22 protein-coding genes and 2 tRNA genes are annotated in these 24,553 nt (G+C 68.0%); 14 read left to right on the forward strand and 10 right to left on the reverse strand.

Going from position 1 to position 24,553, the window contains the following annotated elements:
- Positions 1-86: 86 nt before the first annotated feature.
- On the reverse strand, positions 87-1,697 hold the full coding sequence (locus tag DEU38_RS04900; protein ID WP_114719014.1) for a glycoside hydrolase family 13 protein: 1,611 nt from the start codon (positions 1,695-1,697) through the stop codon (positions 87-89).
- 52 nt (positions 1,698-1,749) lie between these two features.
- A complete protein-coding gene (locus DEU38_RS04905) occupies positions 1,750-2,157 on the reverse strand; it encodes a globin (RefSeq protein ID WP_174911480.1) in 408 nt (135 codons plus the stop codon).
- A 176-nt stretch (positions 2,158-2,333) separates the two neighbouring features.
- Between DEU38_RS04905 and DEU38_RS04910 the strand changes: the two genes are divergently transcribed.
- The 3 genes from DEU38_RS04910 (at position 2,334) to DEU38_RS04920 (ending at position 3,798) form a co-directional block, all read left to right on the forward strand.
- A complete protein-coding gene (locus tag DEU38_RS04910) occupies positions 2,334-2,999 on the forward strand; it encodes an HNH endonuclease (RefSeq protein WP_114719016.1) in 666 nt (221 codons plus the stop codon).
- 84 nt (positions 3,000-3,083) lie between these two features.
- Positions 3,084-3,332 carry a hypothetical protein gene (locus tag DEU38_RS04915; protein ID WP_114719017.1) on the forward strand — a complete coding sequence of 83 codons (249 nt, stop codon included), beginning with the start codon at positions 3,084-3,086 and terminating at the stop codon, positions 3,330-3,332.
- Complete coding sequence (locus tag DEU38_RS04920) at positions 3,319-3,798, forward strand: DUF5130 domain-containing protein (protein WP_114719018.1); 480 nt, start codon at positions 3,319-3,321, stop codon at positions 3,796-3,798. The genes DEU38_RS04915 and DEU38_RS04920 overlap by 14 nt, the downstream gene beginning before the upstream one ends.
- A 108-nt stretch (positions 3,799-3,906) precedes the next feature.
- Here DEU38_RS04920 and pepN read toward each other — a convergent pair whose 3' ends face one another.
- On the reverse strand, positions 3,907-6,489 hold the full coding sequence (gene pepN / locus DEU38_RS04925) for an aminopeptidase N (RefSeq protein WP_114719019.1): 2,583 nt from the start codon (positions 6,487-6,489) through the stop codon (positions 3,907-3,909).
- A gap of 132 nt (positions 6,490-6,621) precedes the next feature.
- Complete coding sequence (locus tag DEU38_RS04930) at positions 6,622-7,863, reverse strand: NAD(P)/FAD-dependent oxidoreductase (RefSeq protein ID WP_114719020.1); 1,242 nt, start codon at positions 7,861-7,863, stop codon at positions 6,622-6,624.
- Positions 7,864-8,017: 154 nt separating this feature from the next.
- Between DEU38_RS04930 and DEU38_RS04935 the strand changes: the two genes are divergently transcribed.
- From DEU38_RS04935 to DEU38_RS04950, 4 genes are all read left to right on the forward strand, one after another.
- Positions 8,018-8,659, forward strand: coding sequence for a DsbA family protein (locus tag DEU38_RS04935; protein ID WP_114719021.1), 642 nt, complete (start codon positions 8,018-8,020; stop codon positions 8,657-8,659).
- A 42-nt stretch (positions 8,660-8,701) separates the two neighbouring features.
- Positions 8,702-9,283 (forward strand): aspartate/glutamate racemase family protein, encoded by a 582-nt coding sequence (locus DEU38_RS04940; RefSeq protein WP_114719022.1) that lies wholly within the window; start codon positions 8,702-8,704, stop codon positions 9,281-9,283.
- Between the two features lie 71 nt (positions 9,284-9,354).
- Positions 9,355-9,837 (forward strand): ribose-5-phosphate isomerase, encoded by a 483-nt coding sequence (locus tag DEU38_RS04945; protein WP_031936551.1) that lies wholly within the window; start codon positions 9,355-9,357, stop codon positions 9,835-9,837.
- Between the two features lie 19 nt (positions 9,838-9,856).
- A complete protein-coding gene (locus DEU38_RS04950; RefSeq protein WP_114719023.1) occupies positions 9,857-10,654 on the forward strand; it encodes an Fpg/Nei family DNA glycosylase in 798 nt (265 codons plus the stop codon).
- Here DEU38_RS04950 and DEU38_RS04955 read toward each other — a convergent pair.
- A complete protein-coding gene (locus tag DEU38_RS04955; protein WP_114719024.1) occupies positions 10,651-11,493 on the reverse strand; it encodes a GA module-containing protein in 843 nt (280 codons plus the stop codon). The two genes, DEU38_RS04950 and DEU38_RS04955, sit on opposite strands and share 4 nt — an antisense overlap.
- 107 nt (positions 11,494-11,600) lie before the next feature.
- On the opposite strand from DEU38_RS04955, the gene dinB reads away from it, so the two are divergent.
- Complete coding sequence (gene dinB, locus DEU38_RS04960) at positions 11,601-12,848, forward strand: DNA polymerase IV (protein WP_114719025.1); 1,248 nt, start codon at positions 11,601-11,603, stop codon at positions 12,846-12,848.
- 12 nt (positions 12,849-12,860) lie between these two features.
- Here the strand turns inward: dinB and DEU38_RS04965 are convergent, their stop codons facing one another.
- Positions 12,861-13,994 carry a nitronate monooxygenase gene (locus DEU38_RS04965; protein ID WP_114719026.1) on the reverse strand — a complete coding sequence of 378 codons (1,134 nt, stop codon included), beginning with the start codon at positions 13,992-13,994 and terminating at the stop codon, positions 12,861-12,863.
- Between the two features lie 270 nt (positions 13,995-14,264).
- Positions 14,265-14,338: transfer RNA gene (locus tag DEU38_RS04970), tRNA-Gly, on the reverse strand.
- 139 nt (positions 14,339-14,477) lie between these two features.
- Here DEU38_RS04970 and DEU38_RS04975 point away from each other — a divergent pair.
- The 5 genes from DEU38_RS04975 to clpX all read left to right on the forward strand — a co-directional run bounded on the left by DEU38_RS04975 (position 14,478) and on the right by clpX (position 19,053).
- Positions 14,478-14,554, forward strand: a tRNA-Pro gene (locus DEU38_RS04975).
- Positions 14,555-14,644: 90 nt separating this feature from the next.
- Positions 14,645-16,009, forward strand: a complete 1,365-nt coding sequence (gene tig / locus DEU38_RS04980) for a trigger factor (protein ID WP_114719027.1) — start codon at positions 14,645-14,647, stop codon at positions 16,007-16,009.
- Between the two features lie 146 nt (positions 16,010-16,155).
- Positions 16,156-16,764, forward strand: coding sequence for an ATP-dependent Clp protease proteolytic subunit (locus tag DEU38_RS04985; RefSeq protein ID WP_258557635.1), 609 nt, complete (start codon positions 16,156-16,158; stop codon positions 16,762-16,764).
- A 45-nt stretch (positions 16,765-16,809) separates the two neighbouring features.
- On the forward strand, positions 16,810-17,481 hold the full coding sequence (locus DEU38_RS04990; protein ID WP_114719028.1) for an ATP-dependent Clp protease proteolytic subunit: 672 nt from the start codon (positions 16,810-16,812) through the stop codon (positions 17,479-17,481).
- Between the two features lie 294 nt (positions 17,482-17,775).
- Complete coding sequence (gene clpX / locus DEU38_RS04995) at positions 17,776-19,053, forward strand: ATP-dependent Clp protease ATP-binding subunit ClpX (protein WP_114719029.1); 1,278 nt, start codon at positions 17,776-17,778, stop codon at positions 19,051-19,053.
- Between the two features lie 207 nt (positions 19,054-19,260).
- On the opposite strand, the gene DEU38_RS05000 is transcribed toward clpX, so the two are convergent.
- The gene (locus tag DEU38_RS05000) at positions 19,261-19,893 is read right to left on the reverse strand and encodes a TetR/AcrR family transcriptional regulator (RefSeq protein WP_114719030.1); all 633 of its coding nucleotides are present in this window, start codon (positions 19,891-19,893) and stop codon (positions 19,261-19,263) included.
- A 68-nt stretch (positions 19,894-19,961) separates the two neighbouring features.
- Here DEU38_RS05000 and DEU38_RS05005 point away from each other — a divergent pair, with 68 nt between their 5' ends.
- A complete protein-coding gene (locus DEU38_RS05005) occupies positions 19,962-21,173 on the forward strand; it encodes a S9 family peptidase (protein WP_258557636.1) in 1,212 nt (403 codons plus the stop codon).
- Between the two features lie 147 nt (positions 21,174-21,320).
- On the opposite strand, the gene fdhD is transcribed toward DEU38_RS05005, so the two are convergent.
- Entirely contained in the window at positions 21,321-22,145 is an 825-nt protein-coding gene (gene fdhD, locus DEU38_RS05010; protein ID WP_114719032.1) for a formate dehydrogenase accessory sulfurtransferase FdhD, read from the reverse strand.
- Positions 22,145-24,457 carry an FdhF/YdeP family oxidoreductase gene (locus DEU38_RS05015; RefSeq protein WP_114719033.1) on the reverse strand — a complete coding sequence of 771 codons (2,313 nt, stop codon included), beginning with the start codon at positions 24,455-24,457 and terminating at the stop codon, positions 22,145-22,147. The genes fdhD and DEU38_RS05015 overlap by 1 nt, the downstream gene beginning before the upstream one ends.
- Between the last annotated feature and the right edge of the window lie 96 nt (positions 24,458-24,553).

Genomic DNA, 24,553 nt, shown 5'->3' on the forward strand with positions numbered 1-24,553 from the left:
GTGGCACGTCACGTCGCGTCCACGACACTAGGGAGCGCTCGGAGGGGTCCGAAATCGAATCTCCCGCTGGGCGGGAGACCCGCGAATCAGACCAGCCAGGCCGCCGAATCGGCCGGCAGCAGCCCGTCGGCGAGGGGTGCACTCGCGAGCAGCACCGTGCCCGGAGGCAGCTGGATCGGGGCGTCCGTCGTGTTCAACACACAGATGAGGCCGCCGCTGCGACGGAACCCGAAGCAGCCGGGAGGGCTTCCGTACCAATCGATTCCGGGCCCGGAGCATTCCGGGAGGTTGGCTCGCATCTCGAGTGCTGCGCGGTACAGCGACAGGGTCGAGTCGACGTCCTCGAGCTGGGACTCCACAGTCAGTGGAGTCCACGCCGGCGGGATCGGCAGCCACGTGTCGGGCGACGTCGAGAAGCCGAAGGGCGGTCGGTCGCCCTCCCACGGCACTGGGACCCGGCACCCGTCGCGCCCGCGCTCGGTGTGGCCGGATCGCTCCCACGTCGGGTCCTGGAGGGCTGCGTCGGGGAGATCGACGTTGGGGAGGCCGAGCTCGGCGCCGTTGTAGATGAACGCCGCGCCCGGCAACGCGAGCTCCACCAGTGCCATCGCGCGGGCGCGGGTCACGCCGCGGGGGCCGCCGCCGTACCGGGTCACCTCGCGTTCCACGTCGTGGTTCGACAGTGTCCACGTGGGGGTGCCACCGACATGCGCCACGGCGTCGAGCGAGTTCTCGATCGCGGCGCGCACCGCGTCGGCGTCGAACGCCGTCTCGGCGAGCCGGAAATTGAAGCCGAGGTGCAGTTCGTCGGGGCGTACGTACTCGCCGAACCGCTCGTTGTCGCGCACCCAGATCTCGCCGACCGCCATTGCGTGCGGGTACTCGTTCATGACCCGGCGGATCCCCCGATGGATCTCGTGCACCGCCGGGTTGTTGAACCGCGGATCGTCGTCGTCGTTCTTCAGGAGCTCGTTGGTGTTCCAGTCGTGGTCGGGGAGCCCCTCCGGTTTGGCCATGCCGTGGGCGACGTCGATGCGGAACCCGTCGATGCCGCGGTGCAACCAGAACCGCAGGGTCTTCTCGAGGTCGGCGAACACCTCGGGGTTGTCCCAGTTCAGGTCGGGCTGCTCGCGCGCGAAGATGTGCAGGTACCACTGGCCCGGGGTGCCGTCGGGCTCGGTGATCCGCGTCCACGCGGGCCCGCCGAAGACACTCGGCCAGTTGTTGGGCGGCTGCGCGCCGTCCGGGCCGCGGCCGTCGCGGAAGATGTAGCGGTCTCGGGTGCTGCTGCCCGGACCGTCGGCGAGGGCCTCCCGGAACCAGGGATGCTCACTGGACGTGTGGTTGGGAACGAGGTCCATCGTGACCCGGATGCCGCGCGCGTGCGCCTCGACGATCAGCTCGTCCATCGTCGCGAGGTCGCCGAACAGGGGGTCGATGTCCCGCGGATCGGAGACGTCGTAGCCGTGATCGGCCATCGGCGACCGCATCACGGGGCTGAGCCAGAGCGCGTCGACGCCAAGCAGTTCGAGGTAGCCGAGGCGGTCGATCACGCCGCCCAGATCGCCGATGCCGTCGCCGTTCGAGTCGGAGAACGACCGCGGATAGACCTGGTAGAAAACGGCGTCGGACCACCACGAACGGGCGTCGCCGGTGATGCGGCTGGTCGGCTGGTCCTCGCGGGGCGTCACAGTCATTCATAGTGCCGCATCGAGGACCTTCGAACGATCCGTCCGGAAACTGTGGCTGCTACACCGGCGAGTTGACCATCGACGCGGCCGCCATGTCCATGTAGTCGATCAGGGCGCGGCGGTGCGGTTCGTCCAGCGTCTGCTCATCGATCGAGGCGATCGCGGTGTGCATGCAGCGCAGCCACGCGTCCCGTTCGATCGGGCCGATCCGGAACGGATTGTGGCGCATCCGCAGGCGGGGATGTCCGCGCTCCTCGGAGTAGGTGCGTGGCCCGCCCCAGTACTGCTCGAGGAACATACGCATGCGGCGCTCGGCCGGCCCGAGGTCCTCCTCGGGATACAGCGGCCGGACCACCTCGTCCGTCGCCACCTCCTCGTAGAAGCGCGCAGTGAGCTTGCGGAACGTCTCGGCTCCGCCCACTGCCTCGTAGAAGGTCTGCTGCGTGGTGGGGTTCGTTTCAGTCATGTCCCGTCCCATTGTGCCCGGTTTCGAGTCGAGCATGCCTCGAGGATGCCTGAGCCGGTCCGGGTGTGGTGCACGGCACCGTTCGTTCACCGCCCGTGCGGCAAATTTTTCGCGGAAATGGGTGTGCGGGAGCCGATCATCCGTGGTCAACTGGGGTCAGTCTTCGCGGAGGTCGCATGACACATCGACAGAGCGCGCGAGCGCATCGACAACTCGTGCCCACTGATGTGCGGGGAAACTGCACGTCGGGGGCTTTTCCGCTGCACGTCATCCCCGAGCCCGGATCGTCCGGGCTCGGTCTGCCGGGTCTCGGCACCGTGACCTCCTGGAACAAACGTCGGGTGCTGCTGCTCAATGCCACGTTCGAACCTCTCACCGCTCTGCCCGCGCGACGCGCCGTCGTGCTGATGGTCTGCGACAAAGCCGACCCGGTCCACGAGGACCCGCTCGGCCCCGTGATCCACTCGGAGGGCTACTCCCTCCAGGTGCCCTTCGTCATCCGGCTCCGCAACTACGTTCGGGTTCCGTACCGGACCCGTGTCCCGATGACCCGCGCCGCGCTCATGCACCGCGACCGCTTCCGCTGCGGATACTGCGGGGACAAGGCCGAGACCATCGATCATGTCGTGCCGCGCAGCCGCGGCGGCGGGCATTCGTGGGAGAACTGCGTCGCGTGCTGCGCGCCGTGTAATCACCGCAAAGCGGACAAACTGCTCACCGAACTGGGGTGGACGCTCAGGACCGCGCTGGTGCCCCCGTCCGGTCCGCACTGGCGGCTGCTGTCGACTACCACCGAGGTGCATCCGACCTGGCTGCCCTATCTGGGCGAGGGTGCGGCCTGATGCATTTATGTGTCACCACGCGAGCCGAGGCATGATTCGGCCCCGACGCTTCCATTTCGGCAGGACTCGGCTACGGTTTGCGTCGTGAGCATTCTCGAGACAGTGCTGATATTCGTAGGGATTCCCGTCTTGGTGATCGCGATCGTCGCGGGACTGTCCTTCATGACCAAGAAGTCGCCCGGCTTCGTTCCGACCGAGTACCGCCTCGGTCAGCGCTGGACCCATCAGCCGGTCCTGTGGAGCGCTGTCGACGAGGTGACCTCGCATGGTCACCACGCCGGACACGCTGCCGGTGCAGATCTGATCGGAGGTTCGGCAAGTGGCAAGTGGTGACGTTCTCCAGTCCTCGGCGGTAGCGGCGGCGGATCTGCCGGTGGGCACCGTCGTGACCTCCGGCGGTCGCATCTCCGGTGTGCACCGCATCGGCGAGTCCTTCGACGACCTGCTGCCTTTCACCACCGACCAGCTGGTGGCCCTCGATGACGCCCTCACGGACGCGACGCGCGCCACGAAGGTGCGCTTCAACATCTACGTCGGTGACCTGGGCGAGAACCCGGCCGCCGGTGCGGACGCGGTCTTCCCGAACACCCCGGAGGCCGAGCGATCGATCCTGATCGCCGTGTCGCCGAACCAGCGTGTCGTCGAGATCCGTGGTGGCCGCGGCGTCGAGAACCGTGTCACCGACCGGATCACGCAGCTCGGTGTCACCGCCGCCGTCGCGTCCTTCGGCGAGGGCGACCTCATCGACGGTCTCGTCTCGGCGCTGCGCGTGATGAGCGCCGCGATCGCCCCGAAGTAGTCCCTGCACTTTCCGCTTCACCCCGGTGACCCGATGTCACATGCGTTCAGTCGAACTGAACCGCTGTGACATCGGGTCATCGGCGTTCCGGGGATCGGACGCTGTCGGTCAGGTCGCGTCGAACGCCCGGGCCTTCAGCGACCGGACGATGCCTGCCTTGCCCTCGACGACGAGGCGGCGCAGCGCCGGCGGGTGCTCACCCGACAGGAACTCGTCGGCCGCGGCCACGGACGCCTCGCTGATCGACCAGGAAGGGTACAGGCCGACCACCACGGTCTGCGCCACCTCGCTCGACCGGCGCTCCCACACCGCCGGGATCTCCGCGAAGTATCGGGCCACGTACGGCTCGAGTAGTTCGGATTGGCCGGGCGCGACGATGCCGCCGATGATCGCGCGGGCGGTGATGTTCGGGACGGTGTCGTCGTCGAACACGGTCGTCCAGGCCTGCTCCTTGACCGCGGCCTGGGGCCGGGCCGCCGCCGCCGCCGCCGCCTGACGGGCACCCGCGGCGGTGGGGTCGCGCTCCGCCTCCGCGTCGATGAACGGCGTCTCGGTACCGTCCGTGTCCACCTGACCGGCCGCGGCCAGCGCGTGGACGAGCCGCCAGCGCAGGTCGGTGTCCACGACCAGCCCGGACAGTCCGAGCTTCGCGGGGTCGGCGTCGAGCAGCTCCTGCAGCACCTCGGTGTGCCATGCCGACAGCTGCGACCCGGTGAGCGCGTTGACGAACGCCAACTGGTGGTCGGAGCCGGGCTCGGCCTCGCGGGCCAGCTCGAGCAGCCGGTCCGCGAACGCGGGCCAGCCGAATGCGTCCGCCCAGCCGGGCTCGGCGTACGCCGACAGCGCCGTCTGTGCCTGGAGCAGCAGTCGCTGGACGACACCCACCTCGGTCTCGGCGCCGATGCCGCGCTGGACGAGGCTCACGAAATCGCGTGCCCGCATCTCCGCCTGCCGGGTCATCTCCCACGCCGCCGACCATGCGAGGGTGCGGGGGAGCGGCTCGGCGATGTCGCCGATCCGGCCGACCAGGGTGTCGAGCGAATCGCGGTCCAGCCGCAGCGAGCAGTAGGTGAGATCGTCGTCGTTGACGAGGATCAGCTTGCCGCGCGGCACCCCGACCAGCTCGGGCACGTCGGTGCTCGCGCCCTCGACGTCGAGCTCGACGCGGTGCGTACGGACCAGCTTGCCGGTGGCAGGGTCGTCGTCGTAGACACCGACCGCGAGACGGTGCACGCGGGTCTCGCCGGCGCCGGGCTCGGCGCCCTCCTGCAGGACGGCGAACCGGGCGAACGTGCCGTCCGGCTCGATCTGGAAGTCCGGGCGCAGGATGTTCAGGCCGGTCGTCTTGAGCCACTGCGCGCCCCAGCTCGACAGGTCACGACCGGACGCCTTCTCCAGCGCGCGCAGCAGGTCGTCGAACGTCGCGTTCGCGAACGCGTGCTCGGCGAAGTAGTCGCGCAGGCCGGACATGAACGGCTCCTGGCCCACGTACGCGACGAGCTGCTTGAGCACGCTGGCGCCCTTGGCGTACGTGATGCCGTCGAAGTTCACCTCGACGGCCGCGAGGTCGGGGATGTCCGCGGCGATCGGATGCGTCGACGGCAGCTGGTCCTGCCGGTACGCCCAGGACTTCTCCACGTTGGCGAAGGTGGTCCATGCGTTGGTGTACTCGGTGGCCTCGGTCTGGCACAGCACCGACGCGAACGTCGCGAACGACTCGTTGAGCCACAGGTCGTCCCACCAGCGCATCGTGACCAGATCGCCGAACCACATGTGGGCCATCTCGTGCAGCACCGTCTCGGCGCGCCGCTCGTACGAGTAGCGGGTGACCTTGGAGCGGAACACGTAGTCCTCGAGGAAGGTCACTGCGCCGGCGTTCTCCATCGCGCCCGCATTGAACTCCGGCACGAACAGCTGGTCGTACTTGCCGAACGCGTACGGCACACCGAAGTTGCGGTGGTAGAAGCCGAAGCCCTGCTTGGTTTCGGTGAACAGGCGTTCGGCATCCATGTACTCGGCGAGCGATGCACGGCAGTAGATGCCGAGCGGGATGTGTCCGTGCTCGTCGGAATAGCTGTCGGTCCACTGCGCGTACGGGCCGGCGATCAGTGCCACCAGGTACGTACTCATGCGCGGGGTCGTGCGGAAGACGTGGCGGCCCGGAGCGGCCGCCAGCGGCTCGACGGTCTCGGCGTTGGAGATGACCTTCCAGTCCTCCGCCGCGACGACGGAGATGTCGAAGGTGGCCTTGAGATCCGGCTGGTCGAAGCACGCGAACATCCGCTTGGCGTCGGCGGTTTCGAACTGCGAGTACAGGTACACCGCATTGTCGGTGGGGTCGACGAAGCGGTGCAGTCCCTCGCCGGTGTTGGTGTAGAGGCAGTCGGCCTCGACGACGAGCTCATTGCTGTCCGCGAGGCCGCTCAGCGTGATCCCGGTGGCCTCGTCGTACGACGACACGTCGACCGGGGTGCCGTTGAGGACCGCCGAATGCACTGTGTCGGCGATGATGTCGATGAACGTCGACGCTCCGGCCGTCGCCGCGAACGTGACGGTGGTGCGGGACCGGAAGGTGCTCTCGCCCGGTCGGCCGTCGCCGTCGGTGAGATCGAGTTCGATGCGATAGTTGTCGACGGTCAGCAGCGCCGAGCGTTCGGCGGCCTGTTCGCGGGTCAGATTCGGTGGGGCCACAAAGATCTCCTCATCACGGATGGACAATCGACTCCCCGCTATCCCATCACGCGCCGCCCTCCTCTCGCGATTTGCGCACTTATCGTTGCGACGCGGGCACCCGCGGCACCGAGAAGTGCGCAAATCGCGGGGTCAGGTGGCGAGTTCGGTGAGGGGGACGGCGGGGTCGGCGAGCCGGGCGGGGTCGACAGGACCGGAGAACGCGACGAGCGCCTTGATGTCGTCGGTGACATCCCAGATGTTGACGTTCATACCGGCGAGCACCCGGTTCTCCTCGTCGAGCCAGAACGCCAGGAACTCTCGTGCTCCGACGTCGCCGCGGGTCACCACCTTCGAGTACTTCGGTGCCCAGCCCACATATTCCATGCCCAGGTCGTACTGGTCGGTGAAGAAGTACGGCAGGTTGGTGTACTCGACCGGGTGGCCGAGCATGGTCGCGGCCGCGATCGCGGGCTGGTTCAGCGCGTTGGCCCAGTGTTCGACGCGGACACGTGCCGCCAGCAGCGGATGTTGCTGGGCGGCGATGTCGCCGACCGCGACGATGTCCGGGTCGCTCGTGGTGAGCGTGCCGTCCACGAGGATGCCACCGTCGACCGAAAGCCCGGCGGCCTCGGCGATCTCGATGTTGGGTTGCGCGCCGACAGCGACCAGCACCGCGTCGGCGGGCAGCACCGTCCCGTCGCCCAGTCGGACGCCGTCCGCACGCCCGTCGGTGACGGTGATCTCCTCGACCTTGGACGCGAAACGGAAGTCGACGCCGTGTTCGCGGTGCAGATCGGCGAACACGGCACCCATCTCCCGGCCCAGCGCTGCGAGCAGCGGCAATTCGGCCGACTCCACGATCGTGACCGCGACGTCGCGACCGCGCGCCCCCGACGCGATCTCGAGTCCGATCCAGCCCGCGCCGACGATCACCAGTCGGGCTCCCGGGGACAGCGCCGCGATCAGGGCGTCGGATTCGTCGATGGTGCGCAGGTAGTGCACGCCCGTCGCGTCGGCGCCGGGGATCGGTGGGCGACGCGAACGGGATCCGGTCGCGAGCGCGAGTCGGTCGTAGCCGAGTGTCGAACCGTCCGGCAGCACCACGCACTTGCGGTCGCGATCGAGCGCCGTCGCGGTGGTGCCCAGACGCAGGTCCACGTGGTGGTCTCGGTACCAGTCCCCGTGCTGGACGGTGAAATCGGGCAGATCCTTCTTGCCGGCGACATGTTCCTTGGAAAGTGGTGGTCGCTCGTAGGGGAGATGGTCCTCCTGGCTGAGGAGGACGATGGACCCGTCGAAATCTCTGTCTCTCAACGATTCTGCGATCTTGGCGCCGGCCAGGCCGCCGCCGACGATGACGAACGTGCGATTCGATGACTCGTGGGATGTCACGGGGAGGCTCCGTTCCAGTGTGGCTACTGGCTGTCCTCCATCGACAGTAACGTTGCTCCGAGGTGTGCGGGAAGCATTCCCGCACGCGCATGGTTGTCTATCAATCGAGAGGTGTGACGTGGATCTGTCGCACCGCAGAACGAGGGAGACACGCGTGAGCGCGGAAGCACAGACAAACTCCGGCAAGACCGGCAAGAAGGACACCGTCGACTTCTGGTTCGACCCGCTGTGCCCCTGGTGCTGGATCACGTCGCGCTGGATCCTCGAGGTGACCGAGGTCCGCGACATCGAGGCCAATTTCCACGTCATGAGCCTCGCCGTCCTCAACGAGGGACGCGAGCTTCCCGAGGAGTACCGCGAGAAGATGGGCAAGGCCTGGGGCCCGGTGCGGGTTCTCATCGCGGCTGCCCAGCAGCGCGGCGACGACATCCTGCTGCCCCTCTACACGGCGATGGGCACGCGGATCCATAACGGCGGCGACCAGGATCTGACGAACGTCGTCGTCGAGTCCCTCGCCGAACTGGGCCTGCCCGCCGAGCTGGCGGCGGCCGCCGACACCGACGAGTTCGACGCCGAACTGCGCCGCAGCCACCACGCCGGCATGGACAAGGTCGGCGACGACGTCGGTACCCCCACCATCCACGTCAACGGCACCGCCTTCTTCGGCCCGGTCCTCTCGCGCATCCCGCGCGGTGAGGATGCCGGCAAGGTGTGGGACGGCACCGTCGCCCTGGCGTCGTACCCGCACTTCTTCGAGCTCAAGCGGACCCGCACCGAGGATCCCCAGTTCGACTGAGGTCCGGTCGCCGAGTGACCGTTCCGGGGGTCGAGAGAGAGGGTGCGGGCGGTGCTCGCCACCAGTGTCGAACGCCTCGCGCGAGCCGGGTGCGACTTCTTCGTCTGCCCGGACAACACGGCGCATCTCGCTCTCGAGGCCGACGGCGATCACCTCGCCCTGCCCGGGCTGCATCTGGTCGACATCGTCGCGGATGCTGCCCAGCAGGCCGGGCACGCCCGCGTCGGCATCCTGGGAACGCGCTTCACGATGCAGGGACCGCTGTACCCCCGAGAACTGGCCGCGCGGGGCATCGACGCCGTCGTTCCGGATACCGCCGATCAGGCCATGGTCCACTCGGCAATCTTCGACGAACTGGTCCACGGGGATTTCCGACCACAGACGCGGGCGTCGTTCGTTGCACTCATCGAGAGGCTCGCGGCCGCCGGCTGCGACGCGGTTGCGTTGGTGTGTACCGAGATTCCTCTGCTCGTGCGGCCCGAGCACTCGCCCTTGCCGATTCTGGATTCCACGCGGCTCTCCGGACGCGCGGCGCTCGAGGTCGCGGTGGGGAAGCGGCCCATGCCCACCTGGCGTGGATCGACGTTTCGACGGGCCGGCGCTCCCGGCGCCGGTACCGGGTGACTCGACGCGCGGGTTCTCCTCCTCGAGTCCCCACGATCGCCGCGGCGACGTGACCTGTCAGAATTGAGGTCATGCGCGTATACCTGGGTGCCGACCACGCCGGCTTCGAACGCAAGAACCAGATCATCGAACACCTCACCGCGAACGGCCATGAGGCCATCGACTGCGGTGCACACGTCTACGACGCCGTCGACGACTACCCGGCCTTCTGCATCGAGGCGGCCCGCCGCGTCGTCGCCGATCCGGGCAGCCTGGGCCTGGTCCTCGGTGGCAGCGGCAACGGTGAGCAGATCGCCGCGAACAAGGTTCCTGGCGCCCGCTGCGCCCTCGCGTGGAGCGTCGAGACCGCGCAGCTGGCCCGCCAGCACAACAACGCGCAGCTCATCGGCATCGGCGGCCGCATGCACTCCCTCGAGGAGACCCTCGCGATCGTCGACGCCTTCCTCGCCACCGAGTGGTCCGACGAGGAGCGTCACCAGCGTCGCATCGACATCCTCGCCGAGTACGAGAAGACGGGTGTGGCGCCGGCCGTGCCCGCAGCCCCCGAAGCCTGAACGAACAGGTAAGCAGAACGTGCCCGAGGGCCACACTCTCCACCGTCTCGCGCGCCTGCATCAGCAGCGTTTCGCGGGATCGCCGGTGTACGTGTCGAGCCCGCAGGGCAGATTTGCCGAGGACGCGGCCCTGATCGACGGCCGCGTCCTCGTGCGTTCCGATGCGTGGGGCAAGCACCTGTGGCACCACTACGAGAACGGTCTCGTGGTGCACGTCCACCTGGGGTTGTACGGCAAGTTCACCGAGTCCGCGCTCCCGCTCGAGGCGCCCGTCGGGCAGGTCCGGATGCGCATGATCGGCGCCGAGTTCGGCACCGACCTGCGCGGTCCCACCGCCTGTGAGGTGCTGCATCCGCCGCAGGTCGCCGCGATCGAGGCCCGCCTGGGTCCCGATCCGCTGCGCAAGGACGCCGACCCGGACCGGGCGTGGGCGCGGATCTCGAAGTCGCAGACTCCGATCGGCGCGATGCTGATGGATCAGGCCGTGTTGGCCGGCGTCGGCAACGTCTACCGTGCCGAGGTCCTGTTCCGGCACGGGATCCACCCGGAGCGGCCCGGCAAGCGCGTCAGCCGCGCCGAGTTCGACGCGATGTGGGACGACCTCGTCGAACTGATGAAGGTCGGGGTCCGCCGCGGCAGGATGCACGTCGTGCGGCCCGAGGACGACCACGGCGAGCCGTCGTACGCGAAGGACCGGCCGCGGACCTACACCTACCGCAGAGCAGGATCGGCGTGCCGCATCTGCAGCACGCCGATCTCTCACTCGGTTATGAAAGGGCGCAACCTGTTCTGGTGCCCCGGTTGTCAGGCCGACTAGAAGTCGAAGCCCCCGAAGTCGCCTCCGCCGAAGTCGCCCCCGCCGAAATCTCCGCCGCCCCAGTCTCCGCCGTAGTCGCCGCCGTCGCCCGCGGCGCCGTAGTCGACATCGCCGCCAGCGTCTCCGCCGTCTCCGCCGTCAGTGCCGGCATCGCCGCCGTCACCGTCGGCTGCGTCCATACCGTCCTGGTAGCCGTCGCCGTAGCCGTCGGCGAACCCCTGCGCGTCGTATCCCACCCCGGACATCCCGGAGAACATCGCAGAGAACAGGAACATCGAACCGACACCCCACGCGCCGGCGACGAGCGCGGGCTTCCACCACGGCTCGGAGTACCAGCCTGCGGGGACCGGACGTCCGGCGACGCGGCCGCCGGGGTAGTAGTTGGGTGTGCGAGCCGACGGATTGGGTGACGCCGAGACCTGACGGCCCTCGAACTCGATGTCGCGGTCCTCGGTGACCGAGCCGGCCGACTTCTGGCCGTCGATGCTCGGGATCTCGGGACCCGGATCCATGCCCATCGCGGAGCGCGCGGCGCGGATGTAGTACAGACCCTCGAGCGCGGTCTGCTTCGCCAGACGCGCCTGCACGGGCGTCGTGGCCTGTTCGATCTGCGAACCGGCGGCGGTGTACCGCTCGGAGGCGTCGGCGAGAGCCTGCTTGGAGGCGTCGTCGCTGCCGACGAGGTTGTAGACCTGGCCACCCAGGCGCTCGATCGACTGGCGGGCTTCCGCCTTGGCGTCTTCGAGTTGGTTCGCCGAGTGGCCCTTGTTCTTGTTCTGGCTCTTCATCACCAGAAAGACGACGGCGCCGATCACGGCGACGATGAGGAGGAGTTCCACGGGGGACCTTCCGGTGGTGTCAAATCGGACATTGTCAAGGATACCGGGGGCGGGCGTGGCGTGATCGTGTCTCGAATCCTGTCGGTGGTCGATGCGAACATACGTTCGTGTCCGACGTCGTCGATCGTTCCCCGCCGCCGCAGCGTGCCGAGGCCACGATCCTGCACGCCGATCTGGACGCGTTCTACGCCTCGGTGGAGCAGCGCGACGATCCGGGCCTGCGGGGGCGGCCGGTGATCGTGGGCGGGGGAGTGGTCCTCGCGGCCAGCTACGAGGCGAAGGCGTTCGGGGTACGCACCGCGAGCAGCGGATCGGAGGCGCGGCGGCGATGCCCGCACGCGATCGTCGTCCCGCCCCGGATGTCCGCGTATGCGCGGGCCAGCCGCGAGGTGTTCGACGTCTTCCGGAACACGACACCCCTGGTCGAGGGCATCTCGATCGACGAGGCATTCCTCGACGTCGGCGGGTTGAGCCGGATCAGCGGCAGTCCGCGACAGATCGCGGAGCGGTTGCGCCGAGACGTGCGCGAACAGGTGGGGCTGCCGATCACGGTCGGCATCGCGCGGACGAAGTTCCTGGCCAAGGTCGCCAGTGCAGTGGGGAAACCCGACGGGCTGCTGCTGGTGCCGCCGGATCGCGAGCTCGAGTTCCTGCATCCACTGCCGATCGAACGACTGTGGGGTGTCGGGGCCGTGACCTCCGCGAAGCTGCACGGATACGGCGTTCGGACCGTCGCGGAACTCGCGGCGCTGTCCGAGCGCGAACTGTCCACCGTGGTCGGATCGGGATCCGCCCGGCACCTGCACGCGCTGGCGTGGGCGCGCGATCCGCGGCGGGTCGAGACGGGGCGACGGCGTCGGTCGATCGGGGCGCAGAGTGCCCTCGGGCGTCGCGTGCGAAGCTTCGCCGAGATCGAGACGATCGCCGCCGCGCTGGTGGACCGTGTGGCGAGGCGTCTGCGGGCGGCCGGACGGGTGTGCCGCATGGTGGTGATCCGGATGAGGTTCGCGGACTTCGGGCGTGCCACCCGCTCGGTGACCCTCGGCGAGGCCTCGGCACGAACCGAGACCATTCTCGGTGCGGTGCGATCGTTGCTGGAGCATTCGCGGCCGTTGATCGCCGAGCGGGGACTGACGCTGATCGGTGTCGCGCTGTCGAACCTGGACGCGGAAGGCGCCGAACAGCTCGCGCTGCCGTTCGAGCCGGACACCGGGAGCTCGTCGAAGGAGTCCGACGGTGTCCGCCTCGACGGCGCGCTCGACGCGGTGCGGGCGAAATTCGGATCGGTCGCGGTCACCCGCGCCGCGCTGCTCGGTCGCGACGGTGGTGACAGCGTCCCGCTCCTGCCCGACTAGTGCGAGTGCCGGTCAGGCGTTGGCGGCCTCGTTCAGACGCTCCAGGGTTCCGGTGGCCTCGAGGTACTCCTGCACCCAACGTTCGATGACCGCCGCGGTCTTCTCCACCTTGGTGAACTGGCCGACGACCTGACCCACGGGGTTGAACGCGACGTCGACGGTCTCGTCGGGGTACTTGTGGGTGGCGGCCACGGCCATGCCGGACACCATGTACTGCAGCGGCATGCCGAGGGGCTCCGGGTTGCCTGCCTTCTCCCACGCCTCGGTCCAGTCGTTGCGCAGCATCCGGCAGGGCTTGCCTGTGAACGAGCGGCTGCGCACCGTGTCGCGACTGCCGGCATTCGCGTAGGCGGCCTGCTGGACGGCGGTGTTCTCGGCCTCCTCGACCATGAGCCACTGCGAACCCGACCACGCGCCCTGGGCGCCCATGGCGAGCGCGGCCGCGATCTGCTGGCCGCTGCCGATGCCACCCGCCGCCAGCACGGGAATCGGGGCAACCTCCTTGACGACCTGCGGCCACAGCACGATCGAGCCGACCTCGCCGCAGTGGCCGCCGCCCTCGCCGCCCTGCGCGATGATGATGTCGACGCCGGCGTCCGCGTGCTTGCGGGCCTGGTAGGGCGATCCGCACAGCGCCGCGACCTTCCGGCCCGACGCGTGGATGTGCTCGATCATGTCCGCGGGCGGGGTGCCGAGGGCATTGGCGATCAGCGTGACCTTCGGGTGCTGGAGTGCCACCTCGACCTGCGGGGTGGCGGTGGCCTCGGTCCAGCCGAGCAGCTGCAGCGAGTTCTCGTGGCCGTCGGCCGGCGTGGGGACACCGTGATCGGTGAGGATGCCGCGAGCGAAGTCGAGCGTCTCCTGCGGCACCATCGACTGCAGCATCTTGGTCAGTTCGTCGGCGGACAGATTCGAGTCCATGCCCTCGTACTTGTTCGGGATCACGATGTCGACGCCGTAGGGGTGGTCGCCGATGTGCTCGTCGATCCACTTCAGCTCGATCTCGAGTTCCTCGGGTGTGAACCCCACGGCGCCGAGAACGCCGAATCCGCCGGCCTTGCTGACGGCGACCACGACGTCGCGGCAATGGGTGAAGGCGAAGATCGGGAACTCGATTCCGAGATCGTCGCAAAGTGGGGTGTGCATCCGGCACTCCTTCGGGGGTGGAAGTCGGAAATCTGTAACAGGTTCCAACTTAGGTCAGGCATCCCTGGTGTGCGGCGGGAATCACGAAGCGGCCGAAGCTCCGAGTAATGTGACAAGAGTCACTCGACGGTGGTCTGGTCGGGCGGCAGATTCGCGTGCGCTCGGCGGGGGCGGCGCGGGGTCGGATGGGTGATGGGTTCCGAAGGGGCGGAAACAAGAAAAACCCCCACCGTTCGGACATATATCCGAACGGTGGGGGTTTCCTCCGTGTGGAGGGGATGACGGGAATCGAACCCGCGTAATCAGTTTGGAAGACTGAGGCTCTACCATTGAGCTACATCCCCGTGCATACGACATTTGTGGGATCGCCAGCGATGTCGTCTGCGAGATGAGACTGTACCCAACCTCGCTTTGGATTTCATAATCGGGGGGCCGTAGGATTCTGCCTCGGGTCCTCGCGAGGTTGGCGGAGGCCTGTTCTGACGGGGTGTGGCGCAGCTTGGTAGCGCATCCGCTTTGGGAGCGGAGGGTCGCAGGTTCAAATCCTGTCACCCCGACCAGACGCGTGGCAGGGCCGACAATCCGGTCCTGCCACGAAGAGACACGAGATATCGAATCAAAGAGCACCACCACACGAAGGAGCCAGATCCGTGAAGAGCACCGTCGAGCAGCTCAGCCCGACGCGAGTCCGTATCAACGTTGAGGTGCCCTTCGAGGAGCTCAAGCCTGATTTCGACAAGGCCTACAAGGCGCTCGCGCAGCAGATCCGTCTCCCCGGCTTCCGTCCGGGCAAGGCTCCGGCCAAGCTGCTCGAGGCTCGTGTCGGTCGTGGCGCGGTGCTCGAGCAGGTCGTCAACGACGCCCTCCCGTCCCGCTACTCCGAGGCCGTCAACGCCTCCGAGGTGAAGGTCATCGGCCAGCCGGAGATCGAGATCACCAAGCTCGAGGACGGCCAGGAGCTCACGTTCACCGCCGAGGTCGACGTCCGCCCCGAGATCACCCTGCCGGACTTCTCCACCGTCGCCGTCACGGTCGACCCGATCGAGGTCACCGACGAGGCAGTCGCCGAGCAGCTGCTGTCGCTGCGTCAGCGCTTCGGCACCCTGAAGGGTGTCGAGCGTGAGGTTCAGGACGGCGACTTCGTGTCGATCGACCTGTCCGCCACCGTCGACGGCCAGGCCGTTCCGGAGGCCACCGCGTCGGGTCTGTCCCACGAGGTCGGCTCGGGACAGCTGATCGAGGGCCTCGACGAGGCCATCGTCGGCGTCAAGGCCGGCGAGTCGAAGGACTTCACCTCCAAGCTGGTCGCCGGCGAGTTCGCGGGCCAGGAGGCGGTCATCACCGTCACCGTCGGTTCCGTCAAGGAGCGCGAGCTGCCCGAGGCCGACGACGAGTTCGCCCAGATGGCAAGCGAGTTCGACACCCTCGAAGAGCTCGAGGCCGACCTGCGTGAGCGCGTCGCACGCGTCCGCAAGGTCGAGCAGGCCGGCCAGATCCGCGACAAGGTGCTCGAGGCTCTGCTCGAGACCGTCGAGGTCCCGCTGCCCGAGGCCGTCGTCAAGGCCGAGGTCGACGCCGCGCTGCACGACGCGATCCACGGTCTGGACCACAACGAGGAGAAGCTGAACGAGCTCCTCGAGTCGCAGGGCACCACGCGTGAGCAGTTCGACGCGGACGCCAAGGAGGCTGCCGAGCGCTCGGTGAAGACCCAGCTGCTGCTCGACGCCATCGCCGACGCCGCGGGCACCACCGTCGGCCAGGACGAGCTCACCGAGCGCATCCTGTTCCAGGCGCAGCGCTACGGCATGGCTCCGGAGCAGTTCATCCAGCAGATCCAGCAGGCCAACCAGCTCGGCGCCGTCTTCGCGGACGTGCGACGTGGCAAGGCGCTTGCCGGTGTCGTCGACGCCGCGACCGTCACCGACACCGCCGGTGCAGCGATCGACACCGCCGAGATGTTCGGCACCGCAGAGGCGGAGGCCGACGAGGCCGAGGCCGAGGGCGACGACAAGTAGCACCCCGGCGGAACGACGCCTGCCACCCCCGGTGGGCGCGAGTATTTCCGCTTTCAGCGAAGTAGGGCGGCACCGGGACTCCGGTGCCGCCCTACTTCGTTAGTGTCAGTGTCAGGAACCAACGACTTATCGAGAAGGCAGGTACCGTGACTTACCAGAATCCCGCCATGACTTCAGCCACCTCCGGTCTGAATCTCAGCGACTCGGTGTACGAACGCCTGCTTCGCGAGCGCATCATCTTCCTCGGTACGCAGGTGGACGACGACATCGCGAACAAGCTGTGCGCCCAGATCCTGCTGCTGTCGGCAGAGGACCCCACCCGGGACATCTCCCTGTACATCAACTCGCCCGGCGGCTCGGTCACGGCAGGCATGGCGATCTTCGACACCATGCAGTTCGCCGAGTGCGACGTCGCGACCTTCGGCATGGGCCTGGCCGCCTCGATGGGGCAGTTCCTCCTGTCGGCCGGCACCAAGGGCAAGCGGTACGCCCTGCCGCACGCGCGGATCATGATGCACCAGCCGTCGGCCGGCATCGGCGGCACCGCGTCCGACATCGCGATCATGGCGGAGCAGTTCGCGCACACCAAGCGCGAGATGGCCGAGCTCATCGCGGAGCACACCGGCCAGACCGTCGAGCAGATCACTGCGGACTCGGACCGTGACCGCTGGTTCACCGCGAAGGAAGCGCTCCAGTACGGCTTCGTCGACCACGTCATCACCCGCGCGCGGCAGGCGGGCGGCGCAGGCAACTAGCCCGCAACGCATCCGACCTTCCGCCCACACCATCTTGGAGAACTGATGACCAACCTCTTCGATCCCCGTGCCGCCCACGCGCTCGGCGGCCAGGCTCCGGCCGGCGCTCAGTCGCGCTACATCCTGCCCTCGTTCATCGAGCACTCCAGCTACGGCGTCAAGGAGTCCAACCCCTACAACAAGCTGTTCGAGGAGCGCATCATCTTCCTCGGCGTGCAGGTGGACGACGCGTCGGCGAACGACGTCATGGCGCAGCTGCTGGTGCTCGAGTCGCTCGACCCGGACCGCGACATCACCATGTACATCAACTCGCCGGGCGGCTCGTTCACGTCGCTGATGGCGATCTACGACACGATGCAGTACGTGCGGGCCGACATCACGACGGTCTGCCTCGGCCAGGCCGCGTCGGCCGCAGCCGTCCTGCTCGCTGCCGGCACGCCCGGCAAGCGCCTCGCGCTGCCGAACGCCCGTGTGCTGATCCATCAGCCCGCGACCGGTGGCATCCAGGGTCAGGTCTCCGATCTGGAGATCCAGGCCGCGGAGATCGAGCGCATGCGCCGACTGATGGAGACCACGCTCTCGAAGCACACCGGCCGGGATCCGGACGTCATCCGCAAGGACACCGACCGCGACAAGATTCTGACGGCGGAAGAGGCGAAGGAGTACGGCATCATCGACGACGTCCTCCAGTACCGGAAGCTGTCCGCCCAGAAGTGATGTGGGGCATCCCGGTTCGCCGACACGCCGAGTGATCGGATTGCGGCGGACCGGGGTGCACACCCGTCAAGCTGGGGCATTCCGCGTTCTTCACGCGGATGTGATTCATGTGTCGGAATCGTGTTCGCCGTGTGGGAATCACCGGCTTTTGGTCGACCTCGTTCCCGATCTGCGGGTACGGTCACACCATGGGCCTTCGATCCTGAGCCGAGGGCACGCGATCGCTGAACAGCGATCCGCGGGGATTCGGGTGAGGGTGCTCGCACGTAGACAAGGAAGTAGGGACCTTACGAGATGGCACGCATCGGTGACGGCGGCGATCTGCTCAAGTGCTCGTTCTGCGGTAAGAGCCAGAAGCAGGTCAAGAAGCTCATTGCGGGACCCGGGGTCTACATCTGCGACGAATGCATCGATCTGTGCAACGAGATCATCGAGGAAGAGCTGGCGGAGTCCAGTGAGGTCAAGCTCGACGAGCTGCCCAAGCCCGCGGAGATCCGCGACTTCCTCGAGAACTATGTGATCGGTCAGGACGCTGCGAAGCGGACGTTGGCGGTGGCGGTCTACAACCATTACAAGCGCATCCAGGCGGGCGACCGCAGTCGGGACGCGCGCGGTGAGACCGTCGAGTTGGCGAAGTCGAACATCCTCATGCTCGGCCCCACCGGCTGCGGCAAGACCTACCTCGCGCAGACGCTGGCGAAGATGCTCAACGTGCCCTTCGCGATCGCGGACGCGACGGCACTGACCGAGGCCGGATACGTCGGTGAGGATGTCGAGAACATCCTGCTGAAGCTGATCCAGGCCGCCGACTACGACGTCAAGCGCGCCGAGACCGGCATCATCTACATCGACGAGGTCGACAAGATCGCCCGCAAGAGCGAGAACCCGTCGATCACGCGGGACGTGTCCGGTGAGGGTGTGCAGCAGGCGCTGCTGAAGATCCTCGAGGGCACGCAGGCGAGTGTGCCGCCGCAGGGTGGGCGCAAGCACCCGCACCAGGAGTTCATCCAGATCGACACCACCAACGTGCTCTTCATCGTGGCGGGTGCGTTCGCCGGTCTCGAAAAGATCGTCTCCGATCGGGTCGGCAAGCGCGGCATCGGCTTCGGCGCCGAGGTCCGCTCGAAGGCCGAGATCGACACGCAGGACCACTTCGCGGAGGTCATGCCCGAGGACCTGATCAAGTTCGGTCTTATTCCCGAGTTCATCGGCCGGCTTCCGGTCGTGGCGTCGGTGACCAATCTCGACAAGGAATCTCTGGTCAAGATCCTCTCCGAGCCGAAGAACGCGCTCGTCAAGCAGTACACCCGCCTGTTCGACATGGACGGCGTCGAACTCGAGTTCACGGTGGACGCGCTGGAGGCGATCGCGGATCAGGCGATCCACCGTGGCACGGGTGCCCGTGGGCTGCGCGCGATCATGGAGGAAGTCCTGCTCCCGGTGATGTACGACATCCCCAGTCGTGACGATGTCGCGAAGGTGGTCGTCACCGCGGAGACCGTCAACGACAACGTCCTGCCGACGATCGTGCCGCGCAAGCCGGAGCGGGAGCGTCGCGACAAGTCGGCATAGGTACCGGGTGGTCCTGAACAAGGACTCTCCGCCAGTTCCACCACGCCTCGTGCGCCCGGTTGATTCGGATCAGGTCCGAATCGGCCGGGCGCACGTTGCTGTGCGCCGACCGGGTTCCGGTGTCGGCTCAGGGCCCTCGTCGCACCCGCGGCGCGTGCGGGGCAGTGTCCCTCCGATTCCGATGTGGTGCACCAGCATCCGGCCGTCTCAGGTGGCGCGCAGAACTGCGATCGCGAGCGAGGTCAGCTCGGTTTCGAACGCCTCGAGGTCGCGAGTCGTCCCGGCGGTGGCTTCTCGCTCCCAGGTGGCCATCGCCGACACGACGAATCGGGCCATCATGGCCACCCTCCGTGCGCGGGCGTCGGGAGTCAGGTGGGTGAGTTCGTCGGTGATGCCGGCGAACAGTTCCTGGAGTAGTTTCATCCCGCCGATCCGGGGGTACCTGGGATCGGCGGGGACCAGCGATGTCGGTGTCGAGACGAAGTCCAGGTGGACCCCGGTGAGCCACTGTTCGTTGAACCGTGCCCAGTAGGACGGCTCGCGGGCCGCGACCTCCGCGACGAAGGGGTGGATGTAGCAAGCGACCAGATGGGCGAGGCGGTCGGAGTCGCCGGAGTTCGCGAGCATGTCGGCGCGGAGCGCGTTGATGGAGCCCATGTGCTCGAGCCAGATCGCTTCGAGCAGGCCGTCCCACGAGCCGAAATGGTAGGTGAGTGCCGAATTGTTGCGCTGCCCCGCGGTTCTCACGATCTCCCTCGCGGACACCCCGTGCATGCCTCGTTCGGCGATGAGACGTTCGGCGACTTCGAGGATCGTGTCGCGAGCGTTCGGCGAATTCATAGCCGACAGCGTACTGAATGAGCTATCTTCATCGGGCTAAGACGCGTTTCTTAATCTGGAGGTTGTTCGTGAACACACTGACGAAGGCCGGGAGCGGCCGCACACGGGGCGTGGGACTCTTCACGCTCGTGGCGGCCACGTCGGTCGCGCTGGTGGCGGCGGGATGCAGCAGTAACAGCTCGGCCGAGGCCGACGGTGCGGCGACGCTGGAACCGGGTCAGCTGCTGTCGAGTCAGCAATTGCGGGGCGCCCCGGTCCTGCCCAGCGCGGCCCGCAGCGAGCTCATCACGTACGTCTCGCAGAACGCGCAGGGCGATCCCGTGGTCGTGTCGGGCACGGTGTCGATTCCGAAGACCGCCGCACCCGACGGCGGGTGGCCCGTCCTCAGCTGGGCGCACGGCACCACGGGTGTCTCCGACATCTGCGCGCCGTCCGCCGATTCGGACGACGGCCTCGCGCACGACTACCTCGGCGTGGTCGACGAGACCCTCGATCGCTACGTCGCCGACGGGTACGTCGTCGTGCAGACCGACTACGTCGGCATGGGCACGCCGGGCGGGCACCCGTACATGGACGGTGGGACGGAGGCCAACGCCGTCGTCGACATCGTGCGCGCGAGCCGCGACCTCGACGATTCGATCAGCAACCAGTGGTACGCGATGGGGCACAGCCAGGGTGGGCACGCCACGCTGTTCACCGCCGCGCAGGGTGCGGAGCGGGCGCCGGAGCTGGATCTGCGGGGCGCGGTCGCGATCGCGCCGGGCAACGGCACGAGCCAGACGCCGGCGTACCTGGCCTCCGGAAACCCCGCAGTGGCACCGGCCCTCGCGTTCCTGCCGCTGATCCTGCTCGGCGCGGAGGCGGCCGATCCGTCGATCGACGCGGATTCGTACGTCACACCGACCTCCAAGGCGTTGCTGACCGCGGCCCGCAACGGCTGCGTCGCGCAGATCCGCGACGTGATCCCGTCGGTGCCCGTCGACCAGGCGTTCGCGCCCGGCGCGGATATGGACAAGTTGATCGGTTACCTGAAGAAGCAGGAGCCGGCGCAGCTGAAGCTCTCGGTTCCGACGATGATCCTGCAGGGCACCGCCGACACGCTGGTCGCCGAGCCGGGATCGAAGGCGTTGGCGAAGGCGTTGTGCGACAGCGGGTCGACGGTCGGCTACAAGACCTACGAGGGCGCCGATCATCGCGCCGCGGTTGCGGACTCCTTCGGCGACGCCGAGCAGTTCTTCCAGCAGTTGCAGGCGGGGGGGACACCCGCGGGCACCTGCTAGAACGGTCCGAACGGCTGCGAGTAGCGCCACGGGTTCACCGGTGGGGAGGGTGGCGACGGTGTTGACGAGTTCGACGGCACCGTCGTCGTCGCCGCACTGCGCGGTGACGTGGTAGTCGGCACGTAGGTCCCCGGGCGGGACATGCCGTCACCGCTTGATGCGGTGCTCGCCGGTGTAGACGTTCATACTCTCGCCGCGGAGGAACCCGACGAGTGTCATCCCCTGGTCCCGGGCCAGGTCGACCGCCAGTGAGGACGGCGCCGACACGGCGCCGAGCAGTGGGATGCCGGCCATCGCGGCCTTCTGCACGAGTTCGAACGAGGCCCGGCCACTGACGATCAGGACGGCATCGGACAGGGGGATCCGGCGCCCGGTCAGCGCCCAGCCGACGACCTTGTCGACCGCGTTGTGGCGACCGACGTCCTCACGCAGCGCGAGGAGCGCGCCGTCGGTCGTGAACAACCCGGCGGCGTGCAGCCCGCCGGTGGCCTCGAACACCCGTTGGCCCCGACGCAGAGTGGGTGGCATCGAGGACAGCGCGGCTGCGGTGACCTCGATTGTGCTGTCGGACAGTGTGAAGCGGCTGCGGGTCGCGACCTCGTCGAGCGATGCCTTCCCGCACACCCCGCACGCCGACGTGGTGAGGAACTCGCGTCGACCCCGGGTGCCCGGATCCGGAACGTCGGGCCCGAGTTCGACGTCGAGGACGTTGTAGGTGTTGGCGCCGTCGTCGTCGACGCCGTCGCAGTACCGGATCACCGAGACGTCCTGGACGCTGCCGATGATGCCCTCGGCCAGCAGGAACCCGTGGACCAGGTCGATGTCGTTGCCGGGCGTGCGCATCGTGACGGTGAGGGACCGCCCGCCGAGGCGGATCTCGAGAGGTTCCTCGACGGCCAGGGTGTCCGGGCGGTGCCGGGTCCCGTCCGGGGTGATGCGCAGGACGGGCCGCCGGGCGGTGACGCGTCCCATCAGCCGGCCCGGGCCGGTTCGAGCCGGACGACGATAGCCTTGGATACGGGTGTATTCGACTTGGCAGCAACGTGATCCAGGGGAACCAGCGGATTCGTCTCGGGGTAGTAGGCGGCCGCGTTGCCGCGGGGCGTGCTGTACTCGACGATCCGGAAGTCGTGGACGCGCCGCTCCTCGACCGTGCCGTCCGCGGTGGTCCATTCGGAGACCACGTCCACCGATTGCCCGTCGGACAGACCCATCTCGGCGATGTCGGCGGCGCTGACGAAGACCACTTTCCGCCCACCCTTGACACCGCGGTAGCGGTCGTCGAGGCCGTAGATCGTGGTGTTGTACTGGTCGTGGCTGCGCATCGTCTGCAGGATCAACCGTCCGGGCGGGGTCGGCACCCACTCGAGCGCGTTGACCGCGAAATTGGCCCTGCCGGTGTGGGTCCGGAACTCGCGTGCGTCTCGCGGCGGATGCGGTAGCTGGAAGCCGTCGGGTCGGCGCACCCGGGTGTTGTAGTCCTCGCAGCCCGGCACGACGCGGGAAATCGAATCCCGGATCAGGTCGTAGTCGCCCTCGAACTCGGCCCACGGCACCGAATGCTCGGACCCGAGCAGTTCGCGTGCGAGCCGGCAGACGATCGCGACCTCGCTGTGCAGGTGCTCACTCACCGGCTTCAGCCGTCCGCGGGACAGATGCACCATCGACATCGAATCCTCCACCGACACCAACTGCTTGCCGGTGGCCTGGACGTCGAGGTCGGTGCGGCCGAGGGTGGGCAGGATCAGCGCGGTGCGCCCGTGCACGACGTGGCTGCGGTTGAGCTTGGTCGAAACCTGCACGGTCAGTTCGCAGTTCCGCAGCGCCTGCTCGGTGGCCGCGGTGTCCGGGGTGGCGGCGACGAAGTTGCCGCCCATTGCCATGAACACCCGGGCGCGGCCGTCGCGCATCGCCCGGATCGCGTCGACGGTGTCCCACCCGTGCCGCCGCGGGCTCTCGATCGAGAACTCGGTGTCCAGGGCGGCCAGGAACTCCTCCGGCATCTTCTCCCAGATGCCCATGGTGCGGTCGCCCTGAACGTTGGAGTGGCCGCGGACCGGGCACACGCCGGCGCCCGGCTTGCCGATCATGCCGCGCATGAGCAACAGGTTCACGGCCTCCTGGATGGTGGCGACCGCGTGCGCCTGCTGGGTGAGTCCCATCGCCCAGCACGTGACGGTGCGGTCGGATTCGGCCAGCGCGCGGGCGGTGTCCTCGAGTTGCTGCATCGTCAGGCCGGTCGCCTCCACGACCGTGTCCAGGTCGACGGCGCGCACGTGGTCGGCGTACTCCTCGAACCCGGCGCAGTGCCGATCGACGAACGCGCGGTCGACGACGGTGCCCGGTGCGCGGTCCTCGGCCTCGAGCAGCAGTCGGCCCAGGCCCTGGAAGAGCGCCATGTCCCCGCCGAGTCGGATCTGCAGGAAGTCGTCGGCGATGTCGACTCCGCGGCCGAGGACGCCGCCGACCTTCTGCGGGTCCTTGAACCGGCGCAGGCCTGCCTCCGGCAACGGGTTGATCGCAATGATCTTGGCGCCGTTGGCCTTCGCCTTCTCGAGGGTGGACAGCATGCGCGGGTGGTTGGTGCCCGGGTTCTGTCCCGCGATGAGAATGAGATCGGCCTGCTCGAGGTCGGGTACCGACACCGAGCCCTTGCCGATGCCGATCGCCTCGGTGAGCGCGCTGCCCGACGACTCGTGGCACATGTTGGAGCAGTCCGGCATGTTGTTGGTGCCGAAGCTGCGAATCATCAACTGGTAGAGGAACGCCGCCTCGTTGCTGGTGCGGCCGGACGTGTAGAACACGGCCTCGTCGGGGCTGCCGAGCCCGCGCAGGTGGTCGCCGATCAGTCGGTAGGCGTCGTCCCACCCGATCGGTTCGTAGTGCTCGCTGCCGGGGCGCAGCACCATCGGGTGCGCGAGCCGGCCCTGCTGGCCCAACCAGTAGTCGGTGTGCTCGTCCAGCTCGGAGATCCGGTGCGCGGCGAAGAACTCGGGGGTGACGGTCCGGAGCGTCGCCTCCTCGGCGACCGCCTTGGCGCCGTTCTCGCAGAACTCGGCGGGCTTGCGGTGTCCGGGCGTCTCGGGCCAGGCGCAGCCGGGGCAGTCGAACCCGTGGCGCTGGTTGAGGCGGGTGAGGGTGCGCGCGGTGCGGGCGATGCCCATCTGCTCCACGGCACGCTCCATCGATACGAGCACGGCCGGCACGCCGGCCGCGTAGTCCTTCGTGTGGCTGACGACGAGGTCGTTCTCGTCGATGTCTTCCCGGGGACCCTTACGCGTCATGGACCCATACTGGCCCCGGAATTCCCGCGATGCACGGTCCGACGCACCGAACCGCGGGGTAGGGTCGGTGAGCCTTACCTACTCGAGTGCTGGCTG

The sequence above is a fragment of the Rhodococcus sp. AG1013 genome (assembly GCF_003350365.1).
Taxonomy (GTDB): Bacteria; Actinomycetota; Actinomycetes; order Mycobacteriales; family Mycobacteriaceae; genus Prescottella.

Excerpts from the sequence above, each read along its gene's own strand:
- DEU38_RS04990 (WP_114719028.1), top strand. The coding sequence starts at position 16,810 with ATGACCAACCTCTTCGATCCCCGTGCCGCCCACGCGCTCGGCGGCCAG.
- DEU38_RS04900 (WP_114719014.1), bottom strand. The coding sequence starts at position 1,697 with ATGACTGTGACGCCCCGCGAGGACCAGCCGACCAGCCGCATCACCGGC.
- DEU38_RS04965 (WP_114719026.1), bottom strand. The coding sequence starts at position 13,994 with ATGCACACCCCACTTTGCGACGATCTCGGAATCGAGTTCCCGATCTTC.
- clpX (WP_114719029.1), top strand. The coding sequence starts at position 17,776 with ATGGCACGCATCGGTGACGGCGGCGATCTGCTCAAGTGCTCGTTCTGC.
- fdhD (WP_114719032.1), bottom strand. The coding sequence starts at position 22,145 with ATGGGACGCGTCACCGCCCGGCGGCCCGTCCTGCGCATCACCCCGGAC.
- DEU38_RS04910 (WP_114719016.1), top strand. The coding sequence starts at position 2,334 with ATGACACATCGACAGAGCGCGCGAGCGCATCGACAACTCGTGCCCACT.
- DEU38_RS04945 (WP_031936551.1), top strand. The coding sequence starts at position 9,355 with ATGCGCGTATACCTGGGTGCCGACCACGCCGGCTTCGAACGCAAGAAC.
- DEU38_RS05000 (WP_114719030.1), bottom strand. The coding sequence starts at position 19,893 with ATGAATTCGCCGAACGCTCGCGACACGATCCTCGAAGTCGCCGAACGT.
- DEU38_RS05015 (WP_114719033.1), bottom strand. The coding sequence starts at position 24,457 with ATGACGCGTAAGGGTCCCCGGGAAGACATCGACGAGAACGACCTCGTC.
- DEU38_RS04905 (WP_174911480.1), bottom strand. The coding sequence starts at position 2,157 with ATGACTGAAACGAACCCCACCACGCAGCAGACCTTCTACGAGGCAGTG.